Consider the following 22,959-nt stretch of genomic DNA (forward strand, 5'->3'; position numbering starts at 1 on the left):
TATAGGCTTAAAGCAATTCCGCGACGCGAAGCGTGGTCGACGATGTCCGCAGCCGTGCTGGAAATGACCGCAAGAACGTCTGCAGCCGAACGGCTTGCGGACTTCGCCCGCGTCACCACGGACGATGTCGACGAAGCGGCCGAGCAGATCGGACGCATCTTCTGCCCGCACGATCTCAAGCCGGTACGGCCGTGCGAGCCCGGCTTCTCCGCCCGGCACAATTGCGCGGCGTTCGACGGCTTCTCCATCAACTATGTCGCCTATGGCGGGTCGGTGAGCATCGATCCCGGCTGCCTTGAGCGCTTCTTCCTGGTGCAGGTCCCGCTCACCGGCACCGCCCGCATTCGTGCCGGCATCATCGAAATCGATGCCGCGCCGGGCCGAACGGCGTCGCTGCTGTCTCCGACCATCCCGACCCGGATGATGTGGAGCGATTGTGCGCAAGCGATCCTGCTGCTCGACCGTCGCATGGTCGAGCAACGCGCTGCGTCGCTGTCGGGCAGGGCGGCCGGCCCAGTCGAGTTTGATGCCGCGATCGACCTGGAGGCACCGGCGGGGCAGGCCTTGCGGACCAGCCTTGCCGAGCTGATGCTGCTCGCCGAGCGTCTCGGGCCGTCCGGCAGGCTTTCACCGGTCGCGATGGCCGATTGGCGCGAGGTGCTGCTCGATCATCTCCTCAATGGCCAGCGCCATGGCCTGTCGGACGCCATCAGGAGGTTCTCGGGGCAAGCCGAGCGGCTGCCGCGTGCACTGCGCGCCGCGCGGGACCATCTTGCGGAAAATGCCGGTGAGCCGCTCGACCTCACGCAGCTCGCCTGCGCGTCCGGGATCGGCGTCCGCGCGCTCCAGCTCGGCTTCCGCCGCCACTTCGGCCTATCGATCTCGGAGATGCTGCTCGACATGCGCCTCGCTGCTCTGCACGCCCGGCTCGCGCAGGCTTCGCCGGATGTCTCCATCACCGAGATCGCCTTCGATCTCGGCTTCACCCATCTCGGCCGCATGGCGGGTGCCTATCGTGAAAAATTCGGCGAGACGCCGTCGGCAACGCTGCGGCGAAGGATGAGCTAGGCGGCAGACATCTATTTTCGCGATCGCGTCGTGCCGCTGTCTTCAGCCGCCTGCCTCCGCAAAAAGCCCTCGACGTCCGCCTGCACCGAGTACGGCGTCGGGATCGGATCGCCCGCGGCGTCGACGGCGGTGTCGAGGGAACGGCGCAGCATGCGCGCGAGCTCGGCTTTTCGGTACGGCTTTGCCAGCAGCGGCGCGCCCATGGTGGCGCGTCCCTGCGCGTGCGAATCGTAGGCATAACCCGACGTGAACAGCACCCGCAGCGAGGGCCGCGCGGCCACCATCTGTTCGGCGAGTTCGCGTCCGTTGACGCCGCCGGCCATCACGATGTCGGTGAAGAGCAGATCGAACGGCGTGCCTTCGGCCACGATGGCGAGCGCTTCGGTCGCGTTGGCGGCGGAGATGACCTTGTAGCCGAGGCTTTCGAGCTGGACGGTGACATATTGGCGGACGTCGCGATCGTCCTCGACGCAAAGGATTGTCTCCGTGCCACCCACGACCTTGCGCTCGTCATAGCCAGCCGGACGGAGCGTGCTGGTCTCGGCCTTCGGCAGGTAGATCGTGAACATCGTGCCGCGGCCTTCTTCGGACGTGACCTTGATGCCGCCGCCGGACTGTTTGACGAAGCCGAACACCATGCTGAGACCGAGCCCGGTGCCCTTGCCGACATCCTTGGTCGAGAAGAACGGATCGAAGATGCGTTCGAGAGCTTGCCGCCATCCAACATCGCGTCGCGGGCGTTGATCGCGAGGTTGAGCAGCGCCGCGCTCAGTTGGCCGCGGTCGGCGAAAGCCAGCCAGACGTTGCGATCAAGCCTGGACACGATCTCGATCGTCTTGTCGAAGGTCGCCAGCAGCAGCTTTGCGACCTCTTCGAGCAGCTCGTTGACGTCGATCTCGGCCGGCTGGAGCGCCTGCTTGCGGGCAAAGGACAACAGGCTCGACGTCAGCGCGGCGCCGCGATCGGCCGCTTCGCTGATCAGCTTGGTGATGGTCGCAAGCGGCGGGTCGTCCTTCACGGCGTCGGCGAGGATCTCGATCGTGCCCGTGATCACGGTGAGCATGTTGTTGAATTCGTGCGCGATGCCGCCGGTGAGCTGGCCGACCGCCTCCATCTTCTGGGCCTGGATGAGTTGCTCCTCGGCGGCGCGCTTCTGGGTGACGTCCTTGACGAAATTGTTGATGATGGTGCGCCCGCCGAGCTGGAGAGCCGTGCTCGACGCCTCGATCAGGATCTGGTCGCCGTTCCGGTGCAGCAGCGTCGCTTCGAACCGGATGCCGATTGGCGTATCCGACAGCTCCGGCAAAAGCCGCATCATGCGTTGTCTGAAGCCGTCGCGGAGCGGCTCGGCGATGAGGAGGTTGACGACGTCGGCGCCGAGCGCCTCCTTGCGCGTCCATCCGGTCAGGGCCTCGGCCTGGACACTCCATTCCAGGACGATGCCGTTCGCATCGGTCTGAACGAAGGCGTCGAGCGCGGTCTTGATGACGGCCTGGGTCATCTGTGCGCTGGCCTGGGCCTGCTCGGCCAGTTGCGCGGCGGCGCGTTTGTCCTGCGCCGTTTCGATCGCGCGCGTGCATAGCCGTGCGAGCAGGACCGCAACGGCGCCGCTTGCCAGGAAGGCGACGACCTGGGCAAAGCCGAACCCGGTCCCGGTCGCGGCATGGGAGGCGAGGAGGGCCACGGCGGTCACGGCGACCTGCGCGGCCAGCGCGAGTGTCAGAAGCGGTCTGAGTTTCATGGTCTCACACCAGCGACGTCAATCGCGGGACCCTCGCGTTCGCGCTGTAGATTGCTCCGGCTTCACGTCAGCTACAGTCTCCGCGAGCCTGCGTCGAGGGGCAATTTCCGGCGGGGCGCCGGCGTTCCTCGCGCTCAACCTGCCGGCGAATCGGTCTGGCGCAGCGTCGTGACCCAGATCACACGCGCGGCCTGCTGAGTCGGGTTGTCGAACATGTGCGGCACGATGCTCGGAAAACGGAAACTGTCGCCAGCCTCGAGCAGATGAGCCTGGTTGTCGAGCCACAGCCGCAGGCTGCCGGAGAGGATGTAGCCGGCCTTCTCGCCGGTGTGCTGCAAGAAGTCGGTGCCGGACGAGGCGCCGGGGTTGAGCGTCAGCTCGTAGAGCTCGAGCTGGCCCTGGTCCGCCGGCGTCAGCGCCTCCTTGACGACGCCGCTGGCGGTGAGCCGCAGCAGGCGCCGGCTGTTCTTGCGCACGATGTAGCGCTGCACATCGGCGGGATCGGTGGTCTCGAAGAAATAGGAGATGGGAACGTCGAGCGCGATGCTGAGCAGGCGCAGCGTCCGTATCGACGGCATGGCGCGCGCGCGTTCGAGCTGGCTGATCATGCCGTTGGAGAGCCCGGTCTTGGTGGCGACGTCCTGGATCGAGAGGCCGGCACGCTGCCGCAGCAGCCGCACGGTTTCGCCGAGCCGCTGGTCGACCGCATCGTCAGCCTCGATCGCCGGGGCGTCCTTCGGGCCGTTGGTCTCGCCGCGACCATCCATGTCGCTCTCCCATGCATTGCCTCGCCGCCGGAATGGCCGGCGGTGTGAAAAGGTCGCGCATCCTAGCAATGTGATTGACAGCTGTATTTAGTCATGATGAACTTTTGACTGAAAAATTTAGAAGCACTAAAGCCCACTCCTGTCCCTTTGCCGGGTCCCGGGGGCGCGGGAGACGGTGCCGTGTGCGGGAACGGAGACTGGTCATGGCAGACAGCACCGGCAAGTTCGGCGTTGGGGGACTGCGTCATCTCGGCATTCCGAATCGCCGACAATTCTTCCAGCTCGGCGCGGGCGCCGCGGCGGGATGGAGCCTTGCAGGCAACGCCTTTGCGCAGACCGAACGCCCGACCAATCCGCCGGACAAGCCGCGCGGGCAGGTGATCGCGGCGCTGTCGCAGGAGCCGACCGTCTTCCATCCGCTGATGCCGAGGATCGAGGTCGATCAGGGCATCTGGTGGCAGGTGTTCTCGCCGCTCTGGTTCATCGAACCCGACGGCAAGTTCGTCCCTGATCTCGCGCGCGAAGTCCCGACCGTCGAGAATGGCGGCCTGTCGGCCGACGGCCTGACCTGGAAGATCAAGCTGCGCAGCGACGTGAAATGGCACGACGGCACGCCGTTCACGGCCGAGGACGTGAAGTTCTCGCTGGACCTGATCAACAATCCCGATTTCCGCGTCCGCAACCGCGTCGGCCACAACCTCGTCAAGGACATTAAGGTCGTCGCGCCCGACGAGATCCACTGGCGCATGGAGGCTCCCTATTCGCCCTACATGTCGATCCTGTCGCTCACCTTCATCGTGCCAAAGCACATCCTGGAGAAGCTGTCGGATCCGAACGCCTCGCCGTTCCACAATGCGCCTGTCGGCACCGGGCCGTTCCGCTGGGGCGAGCGCGTGCCCGGCGACCACATTCAATTGAATGCCCACGCCGGCTATCACGGCAAGGGACCTTACGTCGAACGCGTGGTCTTCAAATACATTCCCGATCTCACGGTCCTCTACACCCAGTTCCGCACGGGGCAGGTCGACTACACCGGCCTGCAAGGCATCTTGCCGAACTTCGTGCAGGAGGCGAAGACGCTGAAGGGCCGCAAGATCTTCGTCTCCGCGACGTCGTCGGTGGAGCACGTCGCGCCCAACCTCGAATTCGGTCCCTTCGCCGATCGCGCGGTGCGCGAGGCGCTCTACCTTGCCATCAACAAGCAGGCGATCATCGATGCGCTGAACTACGGCCTGCCGACGCAGACCGAGAGCTTCGTGCCGCAGCAGGCCTGGTCGTTCCAGCAGGGCCTGCCGCAGCACAAATACGATCCGGCCAAGGCCAACGCGCTGCTCGACGCGGCCGGTTGGACCCGCGGTTCCGGCGGCATTCGCGAGAAGGGTAGTGTCAAGCTCGAATTCACCAACTCGACGACGTCGGGCAATGCGGTGCGCGAGCAGACCCAGCAGCTCCTGATTCAGGACTGGCGCGCGATCGGTGCTGCGATGCGGGTCAACAACATGCCGGCCGCCGTGATCTGGGGCGATTTCTGGCAGCAGTCGAAGTTCAATTCGGTGCTGGTGTCCGTGAACTTCATGCTCGGCAGCGACCCCGACGTGACGCCGCGCTTCGGCTCCGGCGCTATCCCTGCCAAGGGCGGCCGCGGTTACAACACCTATCAGTACAAGAGCCCGGAGGCCGATCGTCTCCTTGCCGAGGGCGCCAAGCAGTTCGATCTCGCCCAGCGCAAGACGACCTACGGCGATCTGCAAAAGCTGATCCGCAACGACCTCGCCATCCTGCCGCTGTTCCAGGGTTTTATCGCCGAAGGCGTGAAGGAGGGGCTGCAAGGCTTCCGCCCCAACATCAACACCTCGATCAATTGCTGGAACATCCGCGAATGGTACTGGGCCTGATGCCTCAGGCTCGCGGGATCGCCTGAGATGGCCCGTTACGTCGCCAACCGCCTGGCGCAGGCGATCATGCTGCTGGTGATCGTCTCCGCGATCGGGTTTGCCATCCTGCATCTGGCCCCCGGCGGTCCGCTGTCGCAATACGCGGCGTCCGCGCAGATGACGCAGGAGGACCTCGACCGCGTCACCAGGCAGCTCGGCCTCGATCGCCCGTTGCCGATCCAGTATCTCGACTGGTTCGGCCGCATGCTGAAAGGCGATTGGGGCAAGTCCTATCGCGACGGCGAGGCGGTGCTGTCGGTGATCTCCTCCCATCTCGGCGCCACGCTGGAGCTGATGGCGACGGCGACGATCATCGCGGTTTTGCTCGGCTGCTGGATCGGCGTGTTGGGCGCGCTGCGCCGCTATTCGCTGTTCGATACGCTGGCGACCGTCGGCGCCATGATCGCGCTGTCGATCCCGACCTTCTGGTTCGGCCTCGTCACCATCTACGTGTTCTCGGTGAAGCTCGGCTGGCTGCCGGCCGGCAATCGCCAAACCGTCGGCGATGGCTCCTTCCTAGACCTGCTGCATCATCTGATTGCGCCGGCGCTGGTGCTGGCGCTGGTCGAGACCGCGATGTGGGGCCGCTTCATGCGCTCCTCCATGCTCGAGGTGATCAACCAGGATTACATCCGCACCGCGCGCGCCAAGGGCATGCCGGAATGGCGCATCCTCACCGTACACGCGCTGCGCAACGCCCTGCTGCCGATGATCACGGTGGCCGGCCTCCAGTTTCCGACGCTGCTCGGCGGCGCCCTGGTCGCCGAGACCGTGTTCACCTGGCCCGGCATGGGCCGGCTGTTTCTGGATTCCATCGGCTACCGCGACTATCCCGTGGTGATGGGCATCCTGATGTTCTCGGCGACCATGGTGCTGATCGGCTCGCTGCTCGCCGACATCCTCTACGCCGTCGTCGATCCGCGCATCCGGGTGGGCTAGGAATGACGGCTGCGACCCTCTCGACCGCTCAGCTCGCGCCCGGCCAGGCCGCATGGCGGCGCTTCCGCCGGCACCGGCTTGCGCTTGCGGGGGCTGTCATCATTCTGGTTCTCGTCCTCGGCTCGGCCTTGGGTCCTTATCTGCTGCCGTTCGACGACACCTATATCGACATCATGAAGCGGTTCGCCCCGCCGTTGTCGGGCGCGCACATCCTCGGCACCGACGAGCTCGGCCGCGACGTGCTGGCGCGGCTGATGATGGGCGGGCGGATCTCGCTCTCGATCGGCATCGTCGCGATGGTAATCGCGATGGTAATCGCGATGGCGGTCGGAATCGCCGTCGGCGCCTTCGCCGGCTTCTATGGCGGCGTGGTCGGCGCGGTCCTGATGCGGCTGGTCGACGCCGTGCTGTGCTTTCCGACGATCTTCCTCCTGCTTGCGCTGGCCGCCCTCACCGAACCTGGCCTGATCACCACGACGGTGCTGATCGCGGCGACCGCCTGGATGAGCGTTGCCCGCGTCGTCGAGGCCCAGGTGCGATCGCTGCGCGAGCGCGAATTCGCGGTTGCTGCGCTCGCCTTCGGCTCGTCGAACCTGCGGATCATGTTCCGCGAGCTCGTGCCCAACGCGATCGCGCCGATCGTGGTGGCGGCGACACTGAACGTCGCCAAGGCGATCCTGCTCGAATCCTATGTCAGCTATCTCGGCTACGGGATCCAGCCGCCGGCCGCGAGCTGGGGCAACATGCTCAACAACGCGCAGATCTATCTCACCAGCGCGCCGTGGCTTGCGATCGTGCCGGGCGTCGCCATCACGCTCGCGGTGACGAGCTTCAATTTCCTCGGCGACGGCCTGCGCGACGCGCTCGACCCGCGAATGAACATCCCATGACGAGCCCGACCCCGAGCCGACCTGCTTCGATCGACCTGAATAGCTGGAGTGTCCCATGTCCCCGCCGCTCACCCGTATAAACAGCGACGAACGCCTGCCGGCGCAGGCGGACGTCGTCGTCATCGGCGGCGGCGTCATCGGCGTGTCCGCGGCCTACCATCTGGCAAGGAAGGGTCTCTCCGTTGCCCTCGTCGAGAAAGGCCATGTCGGCGGCGAGCAGTCGAGCCGCAATTGGGGCTGGTGCCGCCAGCAGGGCCGCGCCCGTGAGGAGATCCCGCTGGCCCGCGAGGCGCTCCGGCTGTGGGAGGACATGCAGAACGACGCCGGTGTCGATGCCGGCTTCCGCCGCACCGGCGTGCTGTTCCTGACCAAGAGCAAGGACGAGCTGGCCAGCTGGGAGCGATGGGCCGCAACGGCGCGCGAGATGCAGGTCCACTCGACCGTCCTGACGCCGGCGGAAGTCGCTGAGCGCCTGCCCGGCAATTCCGAGAAATGGGTCGGCGGCCTGCACACACCGAGCGATGGGCGCGCAGAGCCGTCGATGGCCGTGCCGGCGCTCGCCACCGCCGCACGCAAGCACGGCGTGACCATCCACCAGGGCTGCGCTGCACGCGGGCTGGAAACGCAGGGCGGACGGGTCAGCGCCGTCGTCACCGAGAAGGGCACCATTCGCACCCAGTCCGTGCTGCTGTCGGGCGGGGCGTGGTCGTCGCTGTTCTGCCGCCGCCACGGCATCGAGCTGCCGATCGGTCTCGTCAACGCCACCGCATGCCGAACCACGCCGGGACCGGAGATCACGTCCGGCGCGCTCGGCACCGACTTCTACTGTATCCGCCGTCGCCTCGACGGCGGCTTTACACTGGCGCTGCGCAACCGGGGCACGGTCGAGCTGTCGCCAGACCTGTTCCGCTACGCGCGCACCTTCTGGCCGACCTACCTGCATCGCAAGAACGGGCTGAAACTGTCGTTCGGCAAGTCGTTCTTCGACCAGATCGTGCGCGGTACGAGCTGGAGCTTCGACAAGCTGTCGCCGTTCGAGACCGAGCGGGTGCGCGATCCGGCACCCGACATGTCGCTGGTCAACGCGGCGCTGGCTTCGCTGATCAAGTCGAATCCCGAATTGAAGGACATCGAGATCGCGGAAGCCTGGGGCGGCACGATCGACTGCACGCCGGACACCATTCCCGTGATCTCGCCGGTCGATGCCTTGCCCGGCTTCTTCCTCGCGACCGGCTTCTCCGGCCACGGCTTTGGCATTGGTCCTGCGGCCGGCAAGCTCGCCGCCGACATCGTGACCGGCGCGACGCCGCTGGTCGATCCCGCGGCCTACAGCCACAAGCGCATGATCGACGGCCGGCGTCTCGCGCCGGTCAGCCCGTTCTGAGAGTGCTGGTGGCATGACGGTTCTCTACAAAGCCAACATGGTTCGCGGCGCCGAATGGGCGCGCTTCTTCGCGGAGCGCGCGCCCGATGTGCCGTTCCGGCTCTGGCCCGACACCGGCGATCCCGCAGAGGTGCGCTACCTGGTGGCGTGGGTGCCGCCGGACGACATCGCGACGACCTTTCCCAATCTTGAGCTGGTCTTCTCGGTCGGCGCCGGCGTCGACCAGTTCGATACCACCAAGGTCCCGCCGCACATACCGCTCGTCCGCATGCTGGAGCCCGGCATCGCCGAGACCATGGTGGAATACGTCACCATGGCGGTGCTCGCCCTGCATCGCGATCTCCTGCACTTCATCAGCCAGCAGAAGGAGCAGGTCTGGCGCGAGATCCGGATCACGCCGGCCAAACGCCGGCGTGTCGGCGTGATGGGGCTGGGCCAGCTCGGCCAGGCCGTGCTCGACCGGCTCAAGGCGTTCGACTTTCCGCTTCTCGGCTGGAATCGCTCGCCGCGCGAGATTGAAGGCGTCACCTGTTACGCCGGTACGGACACCTTGCCAGAGTTTCTCGCGCAGGCTGACATCCTCGTCTGCCTGCTGCCGCTGACAGACGAGACCCGCGGCATCCTCAATGCCGATCTGTTCGCGCGCTTGCCGCGCGGAGCAGGGCTCGTCAATGTCGGGCGTGGCCCGCATCTCGTCGAAGCCGATTTTCTCGCGGCGCTCGATAGCGGCGCGCTGTCCGGTGCGGTGCTCGACGTTACCGATCCCGAGCCGCTGCCGGCGGGCCATCCGTTCTGGAGCCACCCGCGCATCCTGCTGACGCCGCACAATGCCAGCATGACGACGCCTGATACGGCCGTCGATTTCGTGCTCGACGTCATCGCACGCCATCGCCGCGGCGAAGATCTGCCGGGGCGCGTCGATCGTAGTCGTGGCTATTAGGGCAATCGCATGAGCATCGGCGCACGCAGGCCTGATCCGATCGTTGCCGAAGCGCAGGCGCCCGTGTTGTCGGTCGCGGGCCTGACCACGTCCTTTCTGCGCGAGCGGGAATGGATTCCCGTCGTCCGCGACGTGTCGTTCGATATCGCGGCCAAAGAAACCGTGGCGATCGTCGGCGAGTCCGGTTCGGGCAAGAGCGTCACCGCGCTTTCCATCATGCGGCTCATTCCGAAGGAGAGCGGCCGGGTCGAGGGGCGCGTCACGCTCGCGGGCCGCGATCTGCTGACGCTGTCCGAAGCGAGCATGACGGATGTTCGTGGCAACGATGTCGCCATGATCTTCCAGGAGCCGATGACGAGCCTCAATCCGGTGCTCACCATCGGCTTCCAGATCGCCGAGGCGCTGATCCAGCATCGCGGCCTGTCGCGCGCGGCGGCGGAGGCCGAGACCATCCGTCTGCTCGATCGTGTCCGCATTCCCGCGGCGGCATCACGCTTCCACGAGCATCCGCATCGTTTCTCCGGCGGCATGCGCCAGCGTGTGATGATCGCGATGGCGCTCGCCTGCTAGCCGAAGCTGTTGATCGCCGACGAGCCGACGACGGCACTCGACGTCACCATCCAGGCGCAGATCCTGGAGCTTCTGAAGGAGCTCCAGCAGGAGGAGGGGATGTCGATCCTCTTCATCACCCACGACATGGGCGTGGTCGCGGAGATCGCCGATCGTACCGTGGTGATGTATGGCGGGCAGGCGGTCGAGACCGATGCGACCGCGCGCATCTTCGCTGCACCCTCGCATCCCTACACAAGCGCGCTGCTCGCGGCTGTGCCGCGTCTCGGCTCGATGGGTGGGCGGACGCGGCCGATGCGGTTTCCGATCGTCGACAAGGTGACGGGCACCTCTGACGAGCCGACGGAGACACCTGAGACGGTCTCAACCGCCGAGCGGCCGCTGCTCGAAGTCGCCAACCTCACCACGCGCTTTCCGATCCGCTCCGGCTTGTTCGGCAAGGTTTCGGGCCGCGTCCACGCGGTCGAGAACATCTCCTTCACCCTGCGCGCCGGCGAGACGCTGGCGCTGGTTGGCGAATCCGGTTGCGGCAAGTCGACCACCGGCCGTTCCATCCTCAAGCTGACGGAGCCGGATAGCGGCACCGTCCTGGTCGACGGTCAGGACGTCCTCGCCATGAGCGCCCGTACCTTGCGCGACTTCCGCAAGCAGATGCAGATCGTCTTCCAGGATCCGTTCGCCAGCCTCAACCCACGAATGTCGGTGGGGACGGCGATAGCCGCGCCGCTGCTCGCCAACGGGCTCGCCACGGCATCGCAGGCGCGCGACAAGGTCGCCGACCTCCTCGTGCGCGTCGGCCTGACCGCGGATATGGCCGCGCGCTTTCCGCACGAATTCTCCGGCGGCCAGCGCCAGCGCATCTGCATCGCGCGCGCGCTCGCGCTCGGGCCGAAGCTGATCGTTGCGGACGAAGCGGTCTCCGCCCTCGACGTCTCGGTCAAGGCGCAGGTCGTCAACCTGATGCTCGACCTCCAGGCCAGCATGGGCCTTGCCTATCTCTTCATTTCGCACGACATCGCGGTGGTCGAGCGCATGAGCCATCGTGTCGCGGTGATGTATCTCGGCGAGATCGTCGAGACCGGCCCGCGCGCAGCCTTGTTCGGCAATCCGCAGCATCCCTACACGAAGAAGCTGATGGCCGCGGTGCCGGTGCCCGATCCATCGCGCCGCGGCACGAAGCGCGAGACCTCGAACGACGAGATCAGAAGCCCGGTGCGCGCGCCGGATTATCAGCCGCCGGTCCGGCAGTATCGTGAAGTCTCGCCCGGTCACGTCGTCCAGGTCTGGGGCGAGGAATGGTCGGCCTAGGGCGCGAAGGCGCGCCGCGGATGCTTTCGAGAAAGCACGATAAAGTCGTGCCATGATCTGCCGCACACGTTAACGGTGTTGTCCTTCGCGATGCCAAGCCTGTGAAATCGTGCTGAAATCACAATGAATTCACCTCGTCGCGACGAAGTGCGACCGCCTGCCACAATCTATATGCTAATCCGGGGAATCTGGACCGTCGGCCGTCGATCTTCGATAATGCATCGACTCGGAAAGGCCGACGCAGACGTGAATTTCACGGATGGAATATTGAAATGACACAAGCAGGCGTCTACGGGCAGAGGCTCGGGCGGGGCCTTCACGTGAAGGAAGCTCCGGTTCTGATCACGCGCTCGCTGCGCAGCGCGGAGCTTGCGGTCACCGAAGTCCGCAATGACAAGCCGACGTCCGAACTTTCCGGCTCGTTGCCGGCTGAAGATGCTTACCTCGTCAGCCTGAAGCTCCGCGACTATCCCGCCTGCGAATGTTGGGAGGAAGGCCGCTACGTCACCAAGGAGGATATTTGTGCGGGCGCGACCTATCTGTACGACCTCAAGCGCGACCCGCGCTATGTGATCGACAAGCCGTTTCATTCGCTCTTCTTCTATTTGCCGCGCTCGGCCCTTCACGACATGGCGAGGCAACCCGGCGCGCCGCGCATTGGCGAGCTCAGTTACGAGCCCGGTGTGGGCCATGACGACGGGGTCATCCGTCATATCGGCGCCAGCTTGCAGGAAGCACTGCGTCGGCCTGACGAGACCAACCAGCTTTTCGTCGATCACATGATGCTCGCGCTCACCGCCCACGTCGCCCAGACCTATGGCGGGCTGAAGCCTGTCGCTGAGCCTAACCGCGGCGGGCTCGCGCCATGGCAGGTGAAGCGCGCCTGCGACCGGCTCGACTCCGATCTCTCAGGCAAGGTCGCGCTGGAGCAGATCGCGACCGAGCTCGGCCTTTCGGTCAGCCACTTTTCACGCGCATTCCGGATCTCCACCGGCCTGCCGCCGCATCAATGGCTGCTGCGCCAGCGCGTGAAGGCGGCCACGCAGCTGATGACCGTCCGCAACCTGCCGTTGTCCGAGATTGCGATCTCGGCCGGATTTGCCAATCAAAGCCATTTCACGCGGGTGTTCACGCAGATGGTCGGCGTCAGTCCGGGCGCATGGCGCCGCGAAACCCATGGCGGGCAGGACGCGTAGAGCGTTTTCGCGTCAAAATCAGAATCCAAATCAGTGCCGCTTCGCCAGCGAGATCGCCTGCTTCGTGCTCCTGAATTCGTGAGGCGTTGCGCTTCAGGGCAAGCATCCCGGCCATTCCGTCAGCAGGCGGCGACATCACGCTGAGGGACGACGAAGCCAGGGTGAAGTCCGCCGATTTCCTGCACGAGGAGTTCTCGCGGCGGCATCGGCCATCCGCCTGACGAGATTTTTGCGGCGCGCCGCGGCCTACACGACGCGAATCGATCTGACGTGGCGAAACGCGGGACAGCTTGCGAACTCACGGCGCCTGTCAGTTCGCGCTTCCGCGCTCCCGAGTATGCAACGACGCAAACTTAGTCCTCCTGAAATCGTGACTGGATGGAGCGACAGCGCACAGGAGTATGTGAACAGTCTCATAGTCCATCACTCTCTTTTCGAGCTAACTCTCCCCCAAGAAATTGCTGCACCCGGAGCTGACTGACAGACACGGGTGAGATGCAATGCCTGCGAAGCCGCGAGCTCGCAGCTTTGGACTGGCTCTCGTCTTGGCTACGAGCAAGCCAGCCCCATCACTCAGCCACATCTTTTGGAAATTGGAATCAAGGGCATCGCGAAGCGCGTCCACGCAGCTTCTAATCGGGGTCGGCCGGTAGGCTGCTACTTATTGAGGAGCCCCCAATGAAGATAGGCAACGCAGTTTCCAGCGCATTTTCCCTAACGAGGTACGCCGGTAATCTTGGGATCGCCCGTTCCAGTCTTATCAAGTCGGCCCATCTCCTCGAAAGAATTGGGCTCGCAGCCGTTGGGGCCTCTTGCGGCCTCTATGTGGGTGCGACCCTGTTGCGTCAGAAAGGCGGGCTTTTTGAAAGCGGTTGGATCGTGCTGCTAACGATGCTCTACGGAGCTCTCAGCTATTATGTTGGAATTGATTTGTCCCGGTCTGTCGCTCGGAAGTCGATTTCGAGCACCTCGGAAGAATACAACGGCTCTGAGGTTGCTGAGATCATGAGTGCGGCCGGGACGTTCGGCGCGGCGATTGCAGCAACTCTGTCCGTCAGCATCCTTGTCCTTGATCAAAGCCTCCCCAATGGGCTGATAGCCTTTCTCGCCGGCTGTTGGGTCGTCGGGTCTTCGCTTCAAGTTGCGGCGGGAGCGATGGCGCGCAACTACGAAGTGCCCATGGACAAGGAATGAAGACAACTGTGCTCGCGGAAGGACGTTTGCTTGGCGTCGTGACGTGGGTACGAGCAGCAGTGCCGAATCTGGCTTCAGGTCTGAAAGTGAGTAGCTGACGGCTCATCGCAACTTCTGTCGTTCAACGCTGCGTGCAGACGATTTTTGGTAGCGCAGTCGCTCGCATCGAGCGATGTGCCTGCTTGAAGGCGGTATCGGTATTGAGCAACCTAAGTTATCGCGCAACAAACAAGACGTGCCATCATGGTGGCGTTGAGATATTGTCCTCGCGCCGTGGTCCAAAATTCTGCTAACCGCCAACCGCACGATCGGTGGAGCCAATGCAGATCGCGGAGTGGCTCGAGAAGCTGGGGCTTGGACAATACGCAGAGCGTTTTGTCCAAAATGGGATCGACATGGGCGTCCTTCCCGAGCTGATGGCCGAGGACTTCGATAAGCTCGGAGTCCTGCTTGGCCATCGCCGCAAAATTCTGCGCGCCATTGCCGACCTCGATCCAGCCGCGTTGATCGCGTCGCCGGCTCCTCCTCACGACGCCGAGCGGCGTCACCTGACCGTTATGTTTTGCGACCTGGTCGGCTCGACTGCGCTCTCCGCGCGTCTCGATCCTGAGGATATGTGGGAAGTGATCCGGGCCTACCGCGCCGCCTGTGCGAGCGTCATCGCTGCTTATGACGGCAGGATCGCCAGGTTCGTCGGTGACGGAATACTGGTCTATTTCGGCTATCCCCGCGCCCACGAGGACGATGCGGAGCGCGCAGTGCGAGCGGGCCTCGACACCATCGCTGCGGTCGGGCGACTGAGGACGGGCGCCACCGAACGGGTTGAACTTCGGATCGCAATCGCGACCGGGCTTGTGGTGGTCGGCGACCTCATCAGCGGCGATGCTTCGGAGGAGCACGCAACGGTCGGCGATACACCAAACCTTGCTGCCAGGCTTCAGAGCCTGGCGGAACCGGGAGTGGTCGTCGTCGCCTCGTCGACGCGCCGGCTGCTTGGCGATCTCTTCACTTTTCACAATCTCGGCCGCCGCGAGGTCAAGGGGATAGCCGAACCCATCGCGGTCTGGGCGGTCGAGGGGGCGGCCGCATCGGAAAGTCGCTTCGAGGCGGTCCGCGCAGCGCGTTCGATCGGCTTTGTCGGTCGCAAGGATGAGATCGATTTCACGCTCTCGCGCCAGCAGTTGGCATGGCAGGGGCAGGGCCAGATGGTGTTGATCTCCGGCGAAGCAGGCATCGGCAAGTCGCGCATCGTCGCAACGCTGTCCGAAAACCCCGCGTTGGGGGCGCACCGCCGGGTGCGATATCAGTGTTCGCCCTATCACACCAACAGCGCGCTTCATCCCTTTGTCGCGCAGCTGGAGCGCGCAGCCGGTATCCGCTCGCACGATACGCCGGAGCAGAAGCTCGACAAGCTTGAAGCAATGCTGGCGCTTGGAACGCAACAGGTCGCCCGGGCGACACCGCTCATTGCGGCTCTCCTTTCGATTCCAACCGGCGACCATTATCCGCCGCTTGGTTTGAGCCCGGCGCAGCAGCGGCGACAGACATTTGCCTCGCTTCTCGATCAGCTCGAGGGGTTGGCACGAGAGCAACCCCTGCTGGTTATCTGCGAGGATATGCATTGGGCCGATGCCACGACACTTGAACTGTTCGATCTCGGGGTCGACCGGATAAGGGGGCTGCCGATACTCATGCTCATGACATCCCGGCCAGAGTTCGAGCCCTCCTGGTCGGGCCTCGCCAACGTCAGCCTGTTGCGGCTCGACCGGCTCGACCGGCAGGACACGCGTGCGCTGGTCGAGCAGGTGACCGTTGGCCGCCAGCTGCCGCGCGAGATGATGGAGCAGATCGTCGACAAGACGGACGGCATCCCGCTATTCGTCGAGGAACTGACCAAGATGGTGCTGGAGTCCGGACTGCTCGTCGAGGATTCCGGGCGCTACCGCCTCGATAGTCCGCTCCCGCCGCTCGCCATTCCCGCGACGCTGCAGGATTCGCTGATGGCGCGGCTCGACCGGCTGGCTCCCGTCAAGGAGGTGGCGCAGATAGGCGCCGCCATCGGCCGCGACTTTTCATACGCGCTGCTAAGATATGTGACAGGACGCGATGATCTGACGCTGAGCGCTGCGCTGGGGCAACTCGAAGAGGCGGAACTGCTGGTGCGTCGCGGGACACCGCCCGAGGCAAACTATAGCTTCAGGCACGCTCTCGTTCAGGAAGCGGCCTATGAAGGCCTGCTCAAGAGCAAACGGCAGGTGCTTCACAAGCGCATCGGCGATGTCCTGCGCGAGAAGTTTCCCGTCGTTGCCGAGACTGAGCCGGAAGTTCTGGCGCACCACTTCACTGAGGCGGGGCTGAGCGAGATCGCCCTCGAATGGTGGCGCAAGGCGGGCCAGCAAGCGCTGAAGCGCTCTGCCTATTCCGAGGCGATCGCGCATCTCGGCAAGGCGATTGCGTCCGCCGATGAGGTGCCGGATGATCCCCGCCGGATGATGAGCAGGTTGCATCTTCAAATTGAGTATGGCCGTGCATTGCGAGGCAGCCTCGGCCACAGCGCTCCCGAAACGGTAGCCGCATGGACGCGTGCCCGACAGTTCGCTGCCGACATCAATGATCCTGTTGAACTCGCGCCGGTCCATTCGGGTCTCTTCAATGCTTGCCTGACACACGGCGAACTCGCTCCGATGCTGGAGCTGGCGGATTCCATCAGGAGCGCCGCTGACCGACGACCGGACTCACCGGTAGCCGCCGTCGTTTCACATTGGACGGGCGGGGTGACCTGCTGGTTCGGCGGTGACTATTTGAACGCGAGGATGCATCTCGAGCAGGCACTCGAGATCTATGGTGCCGAGCCGGATCCCGCGACGTTCAGGGCTTCGGCACTGGATCTCCCGTTCGTGATCATGAGGTTTCTTGCCCTGGTGCTTTGGCCACTTGGCAAGATCGCGCGCGCACGCCGCCTCGCCGCCGAAGCGGTGAGTGCTTCGGGAGAAAAACGGGCGCTGTCCCAGGCCAACGCGCTGGTTCATCGTGCGGTGTTCGACGGACTATGCGGAGGCATGTTGCAGCAAACGGAGACGATCCTGGCGCTCGGTCTCGCGCGCGACCACACGATGCCGTTGTATGTGGCCGCCGGCACCTACCTGGATGGCCTCGCCAAGTGGCGTGCCGGCGACCAAATGACCGGACTGACGGAAATGCGTCGCGGCTGGACCTTGCTGCACGAGAATGACTGCTATCTCTGCGAGCCGTTTTGGGGGATGCATGTCGCCTTGGCGAACGCAGCGTCGGGCCAACTCGAAACCGGGCTGGAAATCTTGAGCGAATTGATCGCATGGACCGGGCAATCCGGCCAGCATTGGCTTGATGCCGAGCTGCATCGCGCCCGCGGCGAGCTTTTGTCGCGTCTTGATCCTTCGGACGAATCCAGTGCCGAAGCTTCCCTCAAGCGAGCGATTGAGATCGCACGACACCAGCAGACGAAGACTTTCGAGCTCCGCAGCGCCCTTGGACTTGCACGCCTGCACAAGAGAAATGGCCGAGCAGGCGGGGTATCCGAAGTGCTCGCTCCCGTGCTGGCCGAATTCGATGTGGAGCGAAATCTTTCTGAAGTCGTGGAAGCGAAAGAGCTGCTCGAGCAAGTGCATTAGGCACGTGCCGTTTTCCCCCAGTCTGGGGGCAGGGAATGACCGTCAGGAATTCACGTGCACGAAATCCCGCAGCAGCGGATAGATCTCGTTATTCCACCGCTTGCCCGAGAATACGCCGTAATGGCCGACGCCGGCCTGCATGTGGTGGACGCGGCGATAGGCGCGCACACCGGTGCAGAGGTCTTGGGCGGCGAGCGTCTGGCCGATCGAGCAGATGTCGTCCTTCTCGCCTTCGACCGTCATCAGTCCCATGCGGCTGACGGCCTTGGTGTTCACGGGACGGCCACGGTGCATCAACTTGCCTTGCGGCAACAGGTGCTCCTGGAACACGTCACGCACGGTCTCGATGTAGAACTCGGCCGGCAGGTCCATCACGGCGAAATATCCGTCGTAGAAGGTCTTGATGCTCGCGGCCTTCTCCTTCTCGCCCTTGGCGATATGGTTGGCGAGATCCATGTGCTGCTTGATGTGGCGCTCGAGATTCATCGAGACGAACGCCGTGAGCTGCACGAAGCCGGGATAGACCTTGCGAAGCGCGCCGCGGCATTGCATCGGCACGTAGTTGATCAGGTTCTGCTCGAACCAGTCGATCGGCCTGCTCTTGGCGAACTCGTTGACCCTGGTCGGCTGGATGCGGGTGTCGATCGGGCCTGCCATCAGCGTCAGCGTCGCAGGCCGCGAGGGGTGGTTGCCCTCGCACATGACCGCGGCGGCCGCGAGTGCCGAGACCGAGGGCTGGCAGATCGCGACCATATGCGGACGCGGGCCCAATTGGCCGAGGAAGTCGATGAGATGATCGGTGTAATCGTCGAGCCCGAAGCGGCCTTCGCGGCGTGGAATGTCGCGCGGATTGTGCCAGTCGGTGATGTAGACGTCGTGGTCCTGCAGCAGCGTTTTCACGGTGCCGCGCAGCAGCGTGGCGAAATGGCCCGACATCGGCGCCACCAGCAGCATGCGCGGCTGCTCCGGCGCGCCGTCCTTCCTGAAGTGCAGCAGCGAGCCGAACGGCGTCGCGTAGGCGACCTCCTCGGTGACGCCGACTTCGCGGTTGCCCACCATCACGCTGTCGATGCCGTAGGCCGGGCGGTCGTAGGTGAGGGTGGAGCGCGAGATCAGCTCCAGCGCGGCCGAGAGCCGGCCGACGACCTGATCCGATAGGCCCTGCGGCACCAGATTGAGGAATCTGAGCGCGGATGAAGCTCCCGCCCGCCACGGCGCGGTGAGGTCCATATGGTTCTGAAAGGCCTGATAATACATCGACATCATACTGAAACGCCCACCTTCCCGTGCTGTCATGCAATATCGAAGCCAAACGGGAGCCCTACCGCCCTCAAAACTGGCACATCGCTTGCTCCTCCTTTTGCGGGAAGCACAGGTCATGAGCACTCCCGCGGGCCGGGCGGCGTGCAAGTCACAGGCGTAGGGAAGAGGCCACATGGCGAAGGCGACACTGACCATCAGCAGCAAGAACTATTCGTCCTGGTCGCTGCGCGGCTGGCTGCTGACGAAATTTTCCGGGCTCGATTTCGAGGAGATCGTCACCGCGCCGGACGACGCGTCGGCGCGCGCGGAAATCCTGCTGCTGTCGTCGTCGATCCTGGTGCCGTGCCTGCGCCACGACGGCGCCGTGGTCTGGGATACGCTGGCGATTGCCGAATACCTTAACGAGGCGATGCCGGATGCCGGTCTGTTGCCTGATGACCGCGTCCAGCGGGCGCATTGCCGCTCGATCTGCGGCGAAATCCATTCCGGCTTCACAACGCTGCGCGCTTCGCTGCCGGTCAATCTGAAGGGGCACTTCCCCGGCTTCAAGATCTGGTCGCGCGCGCAGGCCGACATCGACCGCGTCTGGTCCATCTGGCGCGACTGCCTGGAGAAATCAGGCGGTCCCTTCCTGTTCGGCGCGAGGCGCACCATGGCGGATGCGATGTATGCCCCCGTGGTGACGCGCTTCGTGACCTATGACGTCAAGCTCGAGCCGCTGCTGAAGGCCTATGCCGATACCATCATGGCCATGCCCGAGATGATGGAATGGATCGCGGCGGCCAGGGATGAGCCGGCCGAGATCGAGGAGCTCGAGGTCGAATATTAGGCAGGCCTGACGCCTGCCTGCCTGTTTTGGGAGCGAGGTCCGGGCTGCCGCACCCGGCCGCCATGTCATTGAAGCCGTTAACTTTTAGCAGCCCTAGCCGGCTTGGACCGGCCCACGTGCTGCGCAGATATTGTATACGCGTGCGGGCTTGTTGCGACATCTAGCCGTGAACAGCCGCGTACACGGGGTTTCGGCTGATTCGGACGTGATTCGTTCGGGCCGCGTTCCGTTGGTTAAGGCAGAGCGCGGCCCCGTCGCATTTTGAGACAGACGCCGCTCGTCAGGCGAAGCCCGAGTGCTTGACGCGCGGCACGCGCCAGCCGATGACGGTGGCCTCCACCGGGACGCCGGCCGCATCGTTCTGCCATCGGCCCTCGACATAGCGGCAGGCGAACGGCAGCTGATACGTTCCGCTATGGTCCTCACACAGCACTTCGACCGGCAGGCCAGGGGGCGGTTCTCCGGCGCCATCGAATTCTGCCAGACGTCTATCGCGCGTTGCCATTCCAAAAATCTCCCCTAATCAAAGTCGCGGAAAGAGCGCCCACTTCTTCTTCCGCGCACGGTTCACTGCTCCCCGTCCAAGGGAACAAGCCAAGCTCAACGCGAGAATGCGGTACGAGTGTGGTAGCCTCCGGCGTCGGCGAGCAAAAAGCGCACATTGCCGTGATTGATTTGGATGAGGAACCTGCATGCGGCTTCGAAGCGCCGGCGTTTGTTTCGCGATGTTGTTGCTCGCCCCGCTGGCGATTGGGCCGGTCCGCGCGCAAGACGTGCCCGGCATCGAGATCTGCACCGTCGAGAAGACCATGGAGCGGCGCACGAGCTGCCTGCAGAGCAACGTCGACTTCCTGCAGAAGACGATCACCAAGCTGACGCTCGATCATCAGCAGAAGCTCGACGCCGCCAGCCGCCAGATCGACGCGCTGAAGACGCTTGTGGCCGGCCTGCAGAAGACGGTGGGCGATCTCCAGGCTGCACAGGTGAAGATCGCGGACGATCTGAAGAAGAAGCAGGACGCGCCGCCACCGAAGGACGCGGCGAAATAGGCGTCGCGGTCACGCCACGCGATAGCGCTCCATCACGCCGCGATCGGGCTCATAGCCGAGCCCGGGTTCCGAGGGCACCGCGACGTGGCCGGTGGCATCGACATCGGCGCGGCCGCCCCACAGACACGCTTCGCGTTTCAGATAGAACATCTCGACCAACCCGTCCTCGCGCGTCGCCAGCAGGTGCAATGTCGCCAGCAGGCCCGGACCGAAATACGGGGAGTGCGGGACGATCTTGACGCCGAGCTGATCGGCGAGCGCGGCGACCTTCAGGAATTCCGTGATGCCGCCGACCTTGGTCACCGACGGCTGGGCATGGCTCACCGCGCCTGCATTCATCATCTGGCGGAATTGATACTCCGTGCAGGCGTTCTCGCCGGCGGCGACGCCAGCCCGCCCTTGCGGCGGACCTCGGCGAGCGTGGCAAAATCCTCCGGCGGCCAGACCGGCTCCTCCAGAAACATCGGCTGCGCGTCCTCGCACGCCTTCGCGAATGCGATCGCCTGCTCGCCTGTGAGCGGGCAGTTCATGTCGACCATCAGCGGGATGCCGGGCCCGATCGCCTGGCGCGCGGCAAACACCGCCGGCGTCGTGGTCTCGTGCAGCTTGATGGCGCCATAGCCGAGCGCGAGCGCCTTCTTGCATTCGCCGGTGATGTTCTCAGGCGAGCCGATCCGCAGCAGGCTTGCATAAGCGGGGATGCTCGAGCGCTTGCTTGCTCCGAGCAGGCGATGCAGCGGCGCGCCCTCGATCTTCGCAGCCAGGTCCCACAGCGCGATGTCGAGCCCTGATATTGCGAACATCGTGATGCCGTAGCGGCCGAACAGATGCAGGTTGCGCTGGATCTGTTCCATCACCGCGGGAATGCCGGCGGCGTCGGGAACCTTCAGCCCGCGGGCCTGCGGCGCGATCATCTCCTCGACGGCGCTTCGCGTGGTGCGCGGGGAGACATAGGCAAAGGCATCGCCCCAACCGGTCAGTCCGGCATCGGTCGTGACCTCGACCAGCACCATGTCGAGCGCGGAGATTGCGGACGCGCCCTGGCGAAAGCTCGCGACACCGGCGTCATAGGGGATGCGGATATGGTGCGCCCGCACATCGGTGATTTCCATGACGCGGTTCCTCTTTCTGGTGAGCGGTTGCAATGAGTGTAGCTGCGAATGCCGGGGCGTTGCCAGTGGCTATTCCGGAACTATTCTCATGCGAGGACAGCAATGCCGATCAAGCGAGGCGGTGGCCGCCAGCGCATCATCGCCAGGCTTCGAACGAGGGCCCTTGACGCATGAACCCAGCCCAGCGCGCGCTCTGGTATATCGAGAGCCATCTGGCCGAGCCGATGACGCTCGACGAGATTGCTGCGATATCTGGCGTGTCGCGGTTCCACATCGTGCGGGCGTTTGCCGCAGCCACCGGACTTCCGGTGATGCGCTACGTGCGCGCGCGGCGGTTGACGGAAGCGGCGCGCAGTCTCGCGAACGGCGCGCCGGACATCCTGTCGCTGGCGCTGGAGGCGGATTACGGCTCGCACGAAGCGTTCACCCGCGCGTTCCGCGACCAGTTTGGCACCACACCCGAAACGGTGCGGGCGGCAACGTGCCTCGACCAACTCAAGCTTCAGGAGCCGATCCTCATGGACTCCACCATGCTCGACCATCTGGTCCCGCCGCGTTTCGAAACCGCGAAGGCCTTCCTCGTCGCCGGCCCCGCCGAGCGCATCTCCTGCGACAACGGCGCCGCCATTCCGGGACTGTGGCACCGCTTCCATCAGGAAGTCGCCGACATTCCCGCGCGCGTCGGCCAGGGAAAATCTCAAGTCGCCTATGGCGTCTGCTGCAACGGCGATGATTCCGGCAATTTCGACTACATCGCCGGCGTCGAGGTCGCCGATTTCTCCGACTTGCCGCGCCGCTTCGGTCGCATCCGCATTCCCGAGCAGCGCTACGCGGTGTTCACCCACGCCGAGCACGTCGCCTCGATCCGCCGCACCGTCAACACGATCTGGAATCAGTGGCTGCCGGCGTTCGGCCTGAAGGCTGCGGATGCGCCGAACTTCGAGCGCTATGACGCGAAATTCGATCCCGCGACCGGGAATGGCGGCTTCGAGATTTGGATACCAGTGCGGGAGTAAGTACGATCCGGACCCGAAGGGCCGCGTTCGCGCAAAAGTGCGCAGCGATTTTCCGAAGAGATCATGCCCAAGCAAGACCTAAAGCGCGATATGTCATCGCGCTTTACGT

Annotated in this window: 15 protein-coding genes and 3 pseudogenes; 13 read left to right on the plus strand and 5 right to left on the minus strand. The window is 64.5% G+C overall.

What is annotated here, in order from left to right:
- Positions 1-42 precede the first annotated feature (42 nt).
- The gene (locus QJT78_RS02620) at positions 43-1,068 is read left to right on the plus strand and encodes an AraC family transcriptional regulator (RefSeq protein WP_028147018.1); all 1,026 of its coding nucleotides are present in this window, start codon (positions 43-45) and stop codon (positions 1,066-1,068) included.
- A gap of 11 nt (positions 1,069-1,079) precedes the next feature.
- Here the strand turns inward: QJT78_RS02620 and QJT78_RS02625 are convergent.
- Positions 1,080-2,809: pseudogene (locus QJT78_RS02625) on the minus strand (PAS domain S-box protein).
- A 134-nt stretch (positions 2,810-2,943) separates the two neighbouring features.
- Positions 2,944-3,576 carry a cupin domain-containing protein gene (locus QJT78_RS02630; protein WP_028147017.1) on the minus strand — a complete coding sequence of 211 codons (633 nt, stop codon included), beginning with the start codon at positions 3,574-3,576 and terminating at the stop codon, positions 2,944-2,946.
- A gap of 203 nt (positions 3,577-3,779) precedes the next feature.
- On the opposite strand from QJT78_RS02630, the gene QJT78_RS02635 reads away from it, so the two are divergent.
- The 9 genes and pseudogenes from QJT78_RS02635 to QJT78_RS02675 all read left to right on the plus strand — a co-directional run bounded on the left by QJT78_RS02635 (position 3,780) and on the right by QJT78_RS02675 (position 17,581).
- Positions 3,780-5,471 carry a peptide ABC transporter substrate-binding protein gene (locus QJT78_RS02635; RefSeq protein ID WP_038941851.1) on the plus strand — a complete coding sequence of 564 codons (1,692 nt, stop codon included), beginning with the start codon at positions 3,780-3,782 and terminating at the stop codon, positions 5,469-5,471.
- Positions 5,472-5,498: 27 nt separating this feature from the next.
- Positions 5,499-6,449 carry an ABC transporter permease gene (locus QJT78_RS02640; RefSeq protein ID WP_028147015.1) on the plus strand — a complete coding sequence of 317 codons (951 nt, stop codon included), beginning with the start codon at positions 5,499-5,501 and terminating at the stop codon, positions 6,447-6,449.
- Between the two features lie 2 nt (positions 6,450-6,451).
- Positions 6,452-7,339: an ABC transporter permease gene (locus tag QJT78_RS02645; protein WP_038941852.1), complete on the plus strand. Its 888-nt coding sequence runs from the start codon at positions 6,452-6,454 to the stop codon at positions 7,337-7,339.
- A 55-nt stretch (positions 7,340-7,394) separates the two neighbouring features.
- Entirely contained in the window at positions 7,395-8,723 is a 1,329-nt protein-coding gene (locus QJT78_RS02650) for an FAD-binding oxidoreductase (RefSeq protein WP_038941853.1), read from the plus strand.
- 13 nt (positions 8,724-8,736) lie between these two features.
- Positions 8,737-9,663 (plus strand): glyoxylate/hydroxypyruvate reductase A, encoded by a 927-nt coding sequence (locus tag QJT78_RS02655; protein ID WP_038941854.1) that lies wholly within the window; start codon positions 8,737-8,739, stop codon positions 9,661-9,663.
- A gap of 9 nt (positions 9,664-9,672) precedes the next feature.
- Positions 9,673-11,541, plus strand: a pseudogene (locus QJT78_RS02660) (ABC transporter ATP-binding protein).
- A gap of 272 nt (positions 11,542-11,813) precedes the next feature.
- Positions 11,814-12,737: a helix-turn-helix domain-containing protein gene (locus QJT78_RS02665; protein ID WP_028147012.1), complete on the plus strand. Its 924-nt coding sequence runs from the start codon at positions 11,814-11,816 to the stop codon at positions 12,735-12,737.
- A 678-nt stretch (positions 12,738-13,415) separates the two neighbouring features.
- Positions 13,416-13,931 (plus strand): hypothetical protein, encoded by a 516-nt coding sequence (locus tag QJT78_RS02670; RefSeq protein ID WP_028147011.1) that lies wholly within the window; start codon positions 13,416-13,418, stop codon positions 13,929-13,931.
- A gap of 320 nt (positions 13,932-14,251) precedes the next feature.
- Positions 14,252-17,581 carry an adenylate/guanylate cyclase domain-containing protein gene (locus tag QJT78_RS02675; RefSeq protein WP_028147010.1) on the plus strand — a complete coding sequence of 1,110 codons (3,330 nt, stop codon included), beginning with the start codon at positions 14,252-14,254 and terminating at the stop codon, positions 17,579-17,581.
- A gap of 42 nt (positions 17,582-17,623) precedes the next feature.
- Here QJT78_RS02675 and phaZ read toward each other — a convergent pair whose 3' ends face one another.
- Positions 17,624-18,847, minus strand: a complete 1,224-nt coding sequence (phaZ, locus tag QJT78_RS02680) for a polyhydroxyalkanoate depolymerase (protein ID WP_028147009.1) — start codon at positions 18,845-18,847, stop codon at positions 17,624-17,626.
- Positions 18,848-19,016: 169 nt separating this feature from the next.
- On the opposite strand from phaZ, the gene QJT78_RS02685 reads away from it, so the two are divergent.
- Positions 19,017-19,673, plus strand: coding sequence for a glutathione S-transferase family protein (locus QJT78_RS02685; protein ID WP_028147008.1), 657 nt, complete (start codon positions 19,017-19,019; stop codon positions 19,671-19,673).
- Between the two features lie 280 nt (positions 19,674-19,953).
- Here the strand turns inward: QJT78_RS02685 and QJT78_RS02690 are convergent, their stop codons facing one another.
- A complete protein-coding gene (locus QJT78_RS02690) occupies positions 19,954-20,178 on the minus strand; it encodes a hypothetical protein (protein WP_014492853.1) in 225 nt (74 codons plus the stop codon).
- 187 nt (positions 20,179-20,365) lie between these two features.
- Between QJT78_RS02690 and QJT78_RS02695 the strand changes: the two genes are divergently transcribed.
- A complete protein-coding gene (locus tag QJT78_RS02695) occupies positions 20,366-20,722 on the plus strand; it encodes a hypothetical protein (RefSeq protein ID WP_028147007.1) in 357 nt (118 codons plus the stop codon).
- 9 nt (positions 20,723-20,731) lie between these two features.
- Here the strand turns inward: QJT78_RS02695 and QJT78_RS02705 are convergent.
- A pseudogene (locus QJT78_RS02705) lies at positions 20,732-21,834 on the minus strand (mandelate racemase/muconate lactonizing enzyme family protein).
- Positions 21,835-22,004: 170 nt separating this feature from the next.
- Between QJT78_RS02705 and QJT78_RS02710 the strand changes: the two are divergent.
- Complete coding sequence (locus QJT78_RS02710) at positions 22,005-22,850, plus strand: AraC family transcriptional regulator (RefSeq protein WP_281460175.1); 846 nt, start codon at positions 22,005-22,007, stop codon at positions 22,848-22,850.
- Positions 22,851-22,959: the final 109 nt, after the last annotated feature.

It is taken from the genome of Bradyrhizobium sp. Mp27, from assembly GCF_029953005.1.
In the GTDB taxonomy this organism is placed as follows: domain Bacteria; phylum Pseudomonadota; class Alphaproteobacteria; order Rhizobiales; family Xanthobacteraceae; genus Bradyrhizobium; species Bradyrhizobium barranii.

What these genes read in the sequence shown, in the direction of transcription:
- QJT78_RS02620 (WP_028147018.1), top strand. Translation starts at nt 43, where the DNA reads ATGTCCGCAGCCGTGCTGGAAATGACCGCAAGAACGTCTGCAGCCGAA.
- QJT78_RS02630 (WP_028147017.1), bottom strand. Translation starts at nt 3,576, where the DNA reads ATGGATGGTCGCGGCGAGACCAACGGCCCGAAGGACGCCCCGGCGATC.
- QJT78_RS02635 (WP_038941851.1), top strand. Translation starts at nt 3,780, where the DNA reads ATGGCAGACAGCACCGGCAAGTTCGGCGTTGGGGGACTGCGTCATCTC.
- QJT78_RS02640 (WP_028147015.1), top strand. Translation starts at nt 5,499, where the DNA reads ATGGCCCGTTACGTCGCCAACCGCCTGGCGCAGGCGATCATGCTGCTG.
- QJT78_RS02645 (WP_038941852.1), top strand. Translation starts at nt 6,452, where the DNA reads ATGACGGCTGCGACCCTCTCGACCGCTCAGCTCGCGCCCGGCCAGGCC.
- QJT78_RS02650 (WP_038941853.1), top strand. Translation starts at nt 7,395, where the DNA reads ATGTCCCCGCCGCTCACCCGTATAAACAGCGACGAACGCCTGCCGGCG.
- QJT78_RS02655 (WP_038941854.1), top strand. Translation starts at nt 8,737, where the DNA reads ATGACGGTTCTCTACAAAGCCAACATGGTTCGCGGCGCCGAATGGGCG.
- QJT78_RS02665 (WP_028147012.1), top strand. Translation starts at nt 11,814, where the DNA reads ATGACACAAGCAGGCGTCTACGGGCAGAGGCTCGGGCGGGGCCTTCAC.
- QJT78_RS02670 (WP_028147011.1), top strand. Translation starts at nt 13,416, where the DNA reads ATGAAGATAGGCAACGCAGTTTCCAGCGCATTTTCCCTAACGAGGTAC.
- QJT78_RS02675 (WP_028147010.1), top strand. Translation starts at nt 14,252, where the DNA reads ATGCAGATCGCGGAGTGGCTCGAGAAGCTGGGGCTTGGACAATACGCA.
- phaZ (WP_028147009.1), bottom strand. Translation starts at nt 18,847, where the DNA reads ATGATGTCGATGTATTATCAGGCCTTTCAGAACCATATGGACCTCACC.
- QJT78_RS02685 (WP_028147008.1), top strand. Translation starts at nt 19,017, where the DNA reads ATGGCGAAGGCGACACTGACCATCAGCAGCAAGAACTATTCGTCCTGG.
- QJT78_RS02690 (WP_014492853.1), bottom strand. Translation starts at nt 20,178, where the DNA reads ATGGCAACGCGCGATAGACGTCTGGCAGAATTCGATGGCGCCGGAGAA.
- QJT78_RS02695 (WP_028147007.1), top strand. Translation starts at nt 20,366, where the DNA reads ATGCGGCTTCGAAGCGCCGGCGTTTGTTTCGCGATGTTGTTGCTCGCC.
- QJT78_RS02710 (WP_281460175.1), top strand. Translation starts at nt 22,005, where the DNA reads ATGAACCCAGCCCAGCGCGCGCTCTGGTATATCGAGAGCCATCTGGCC.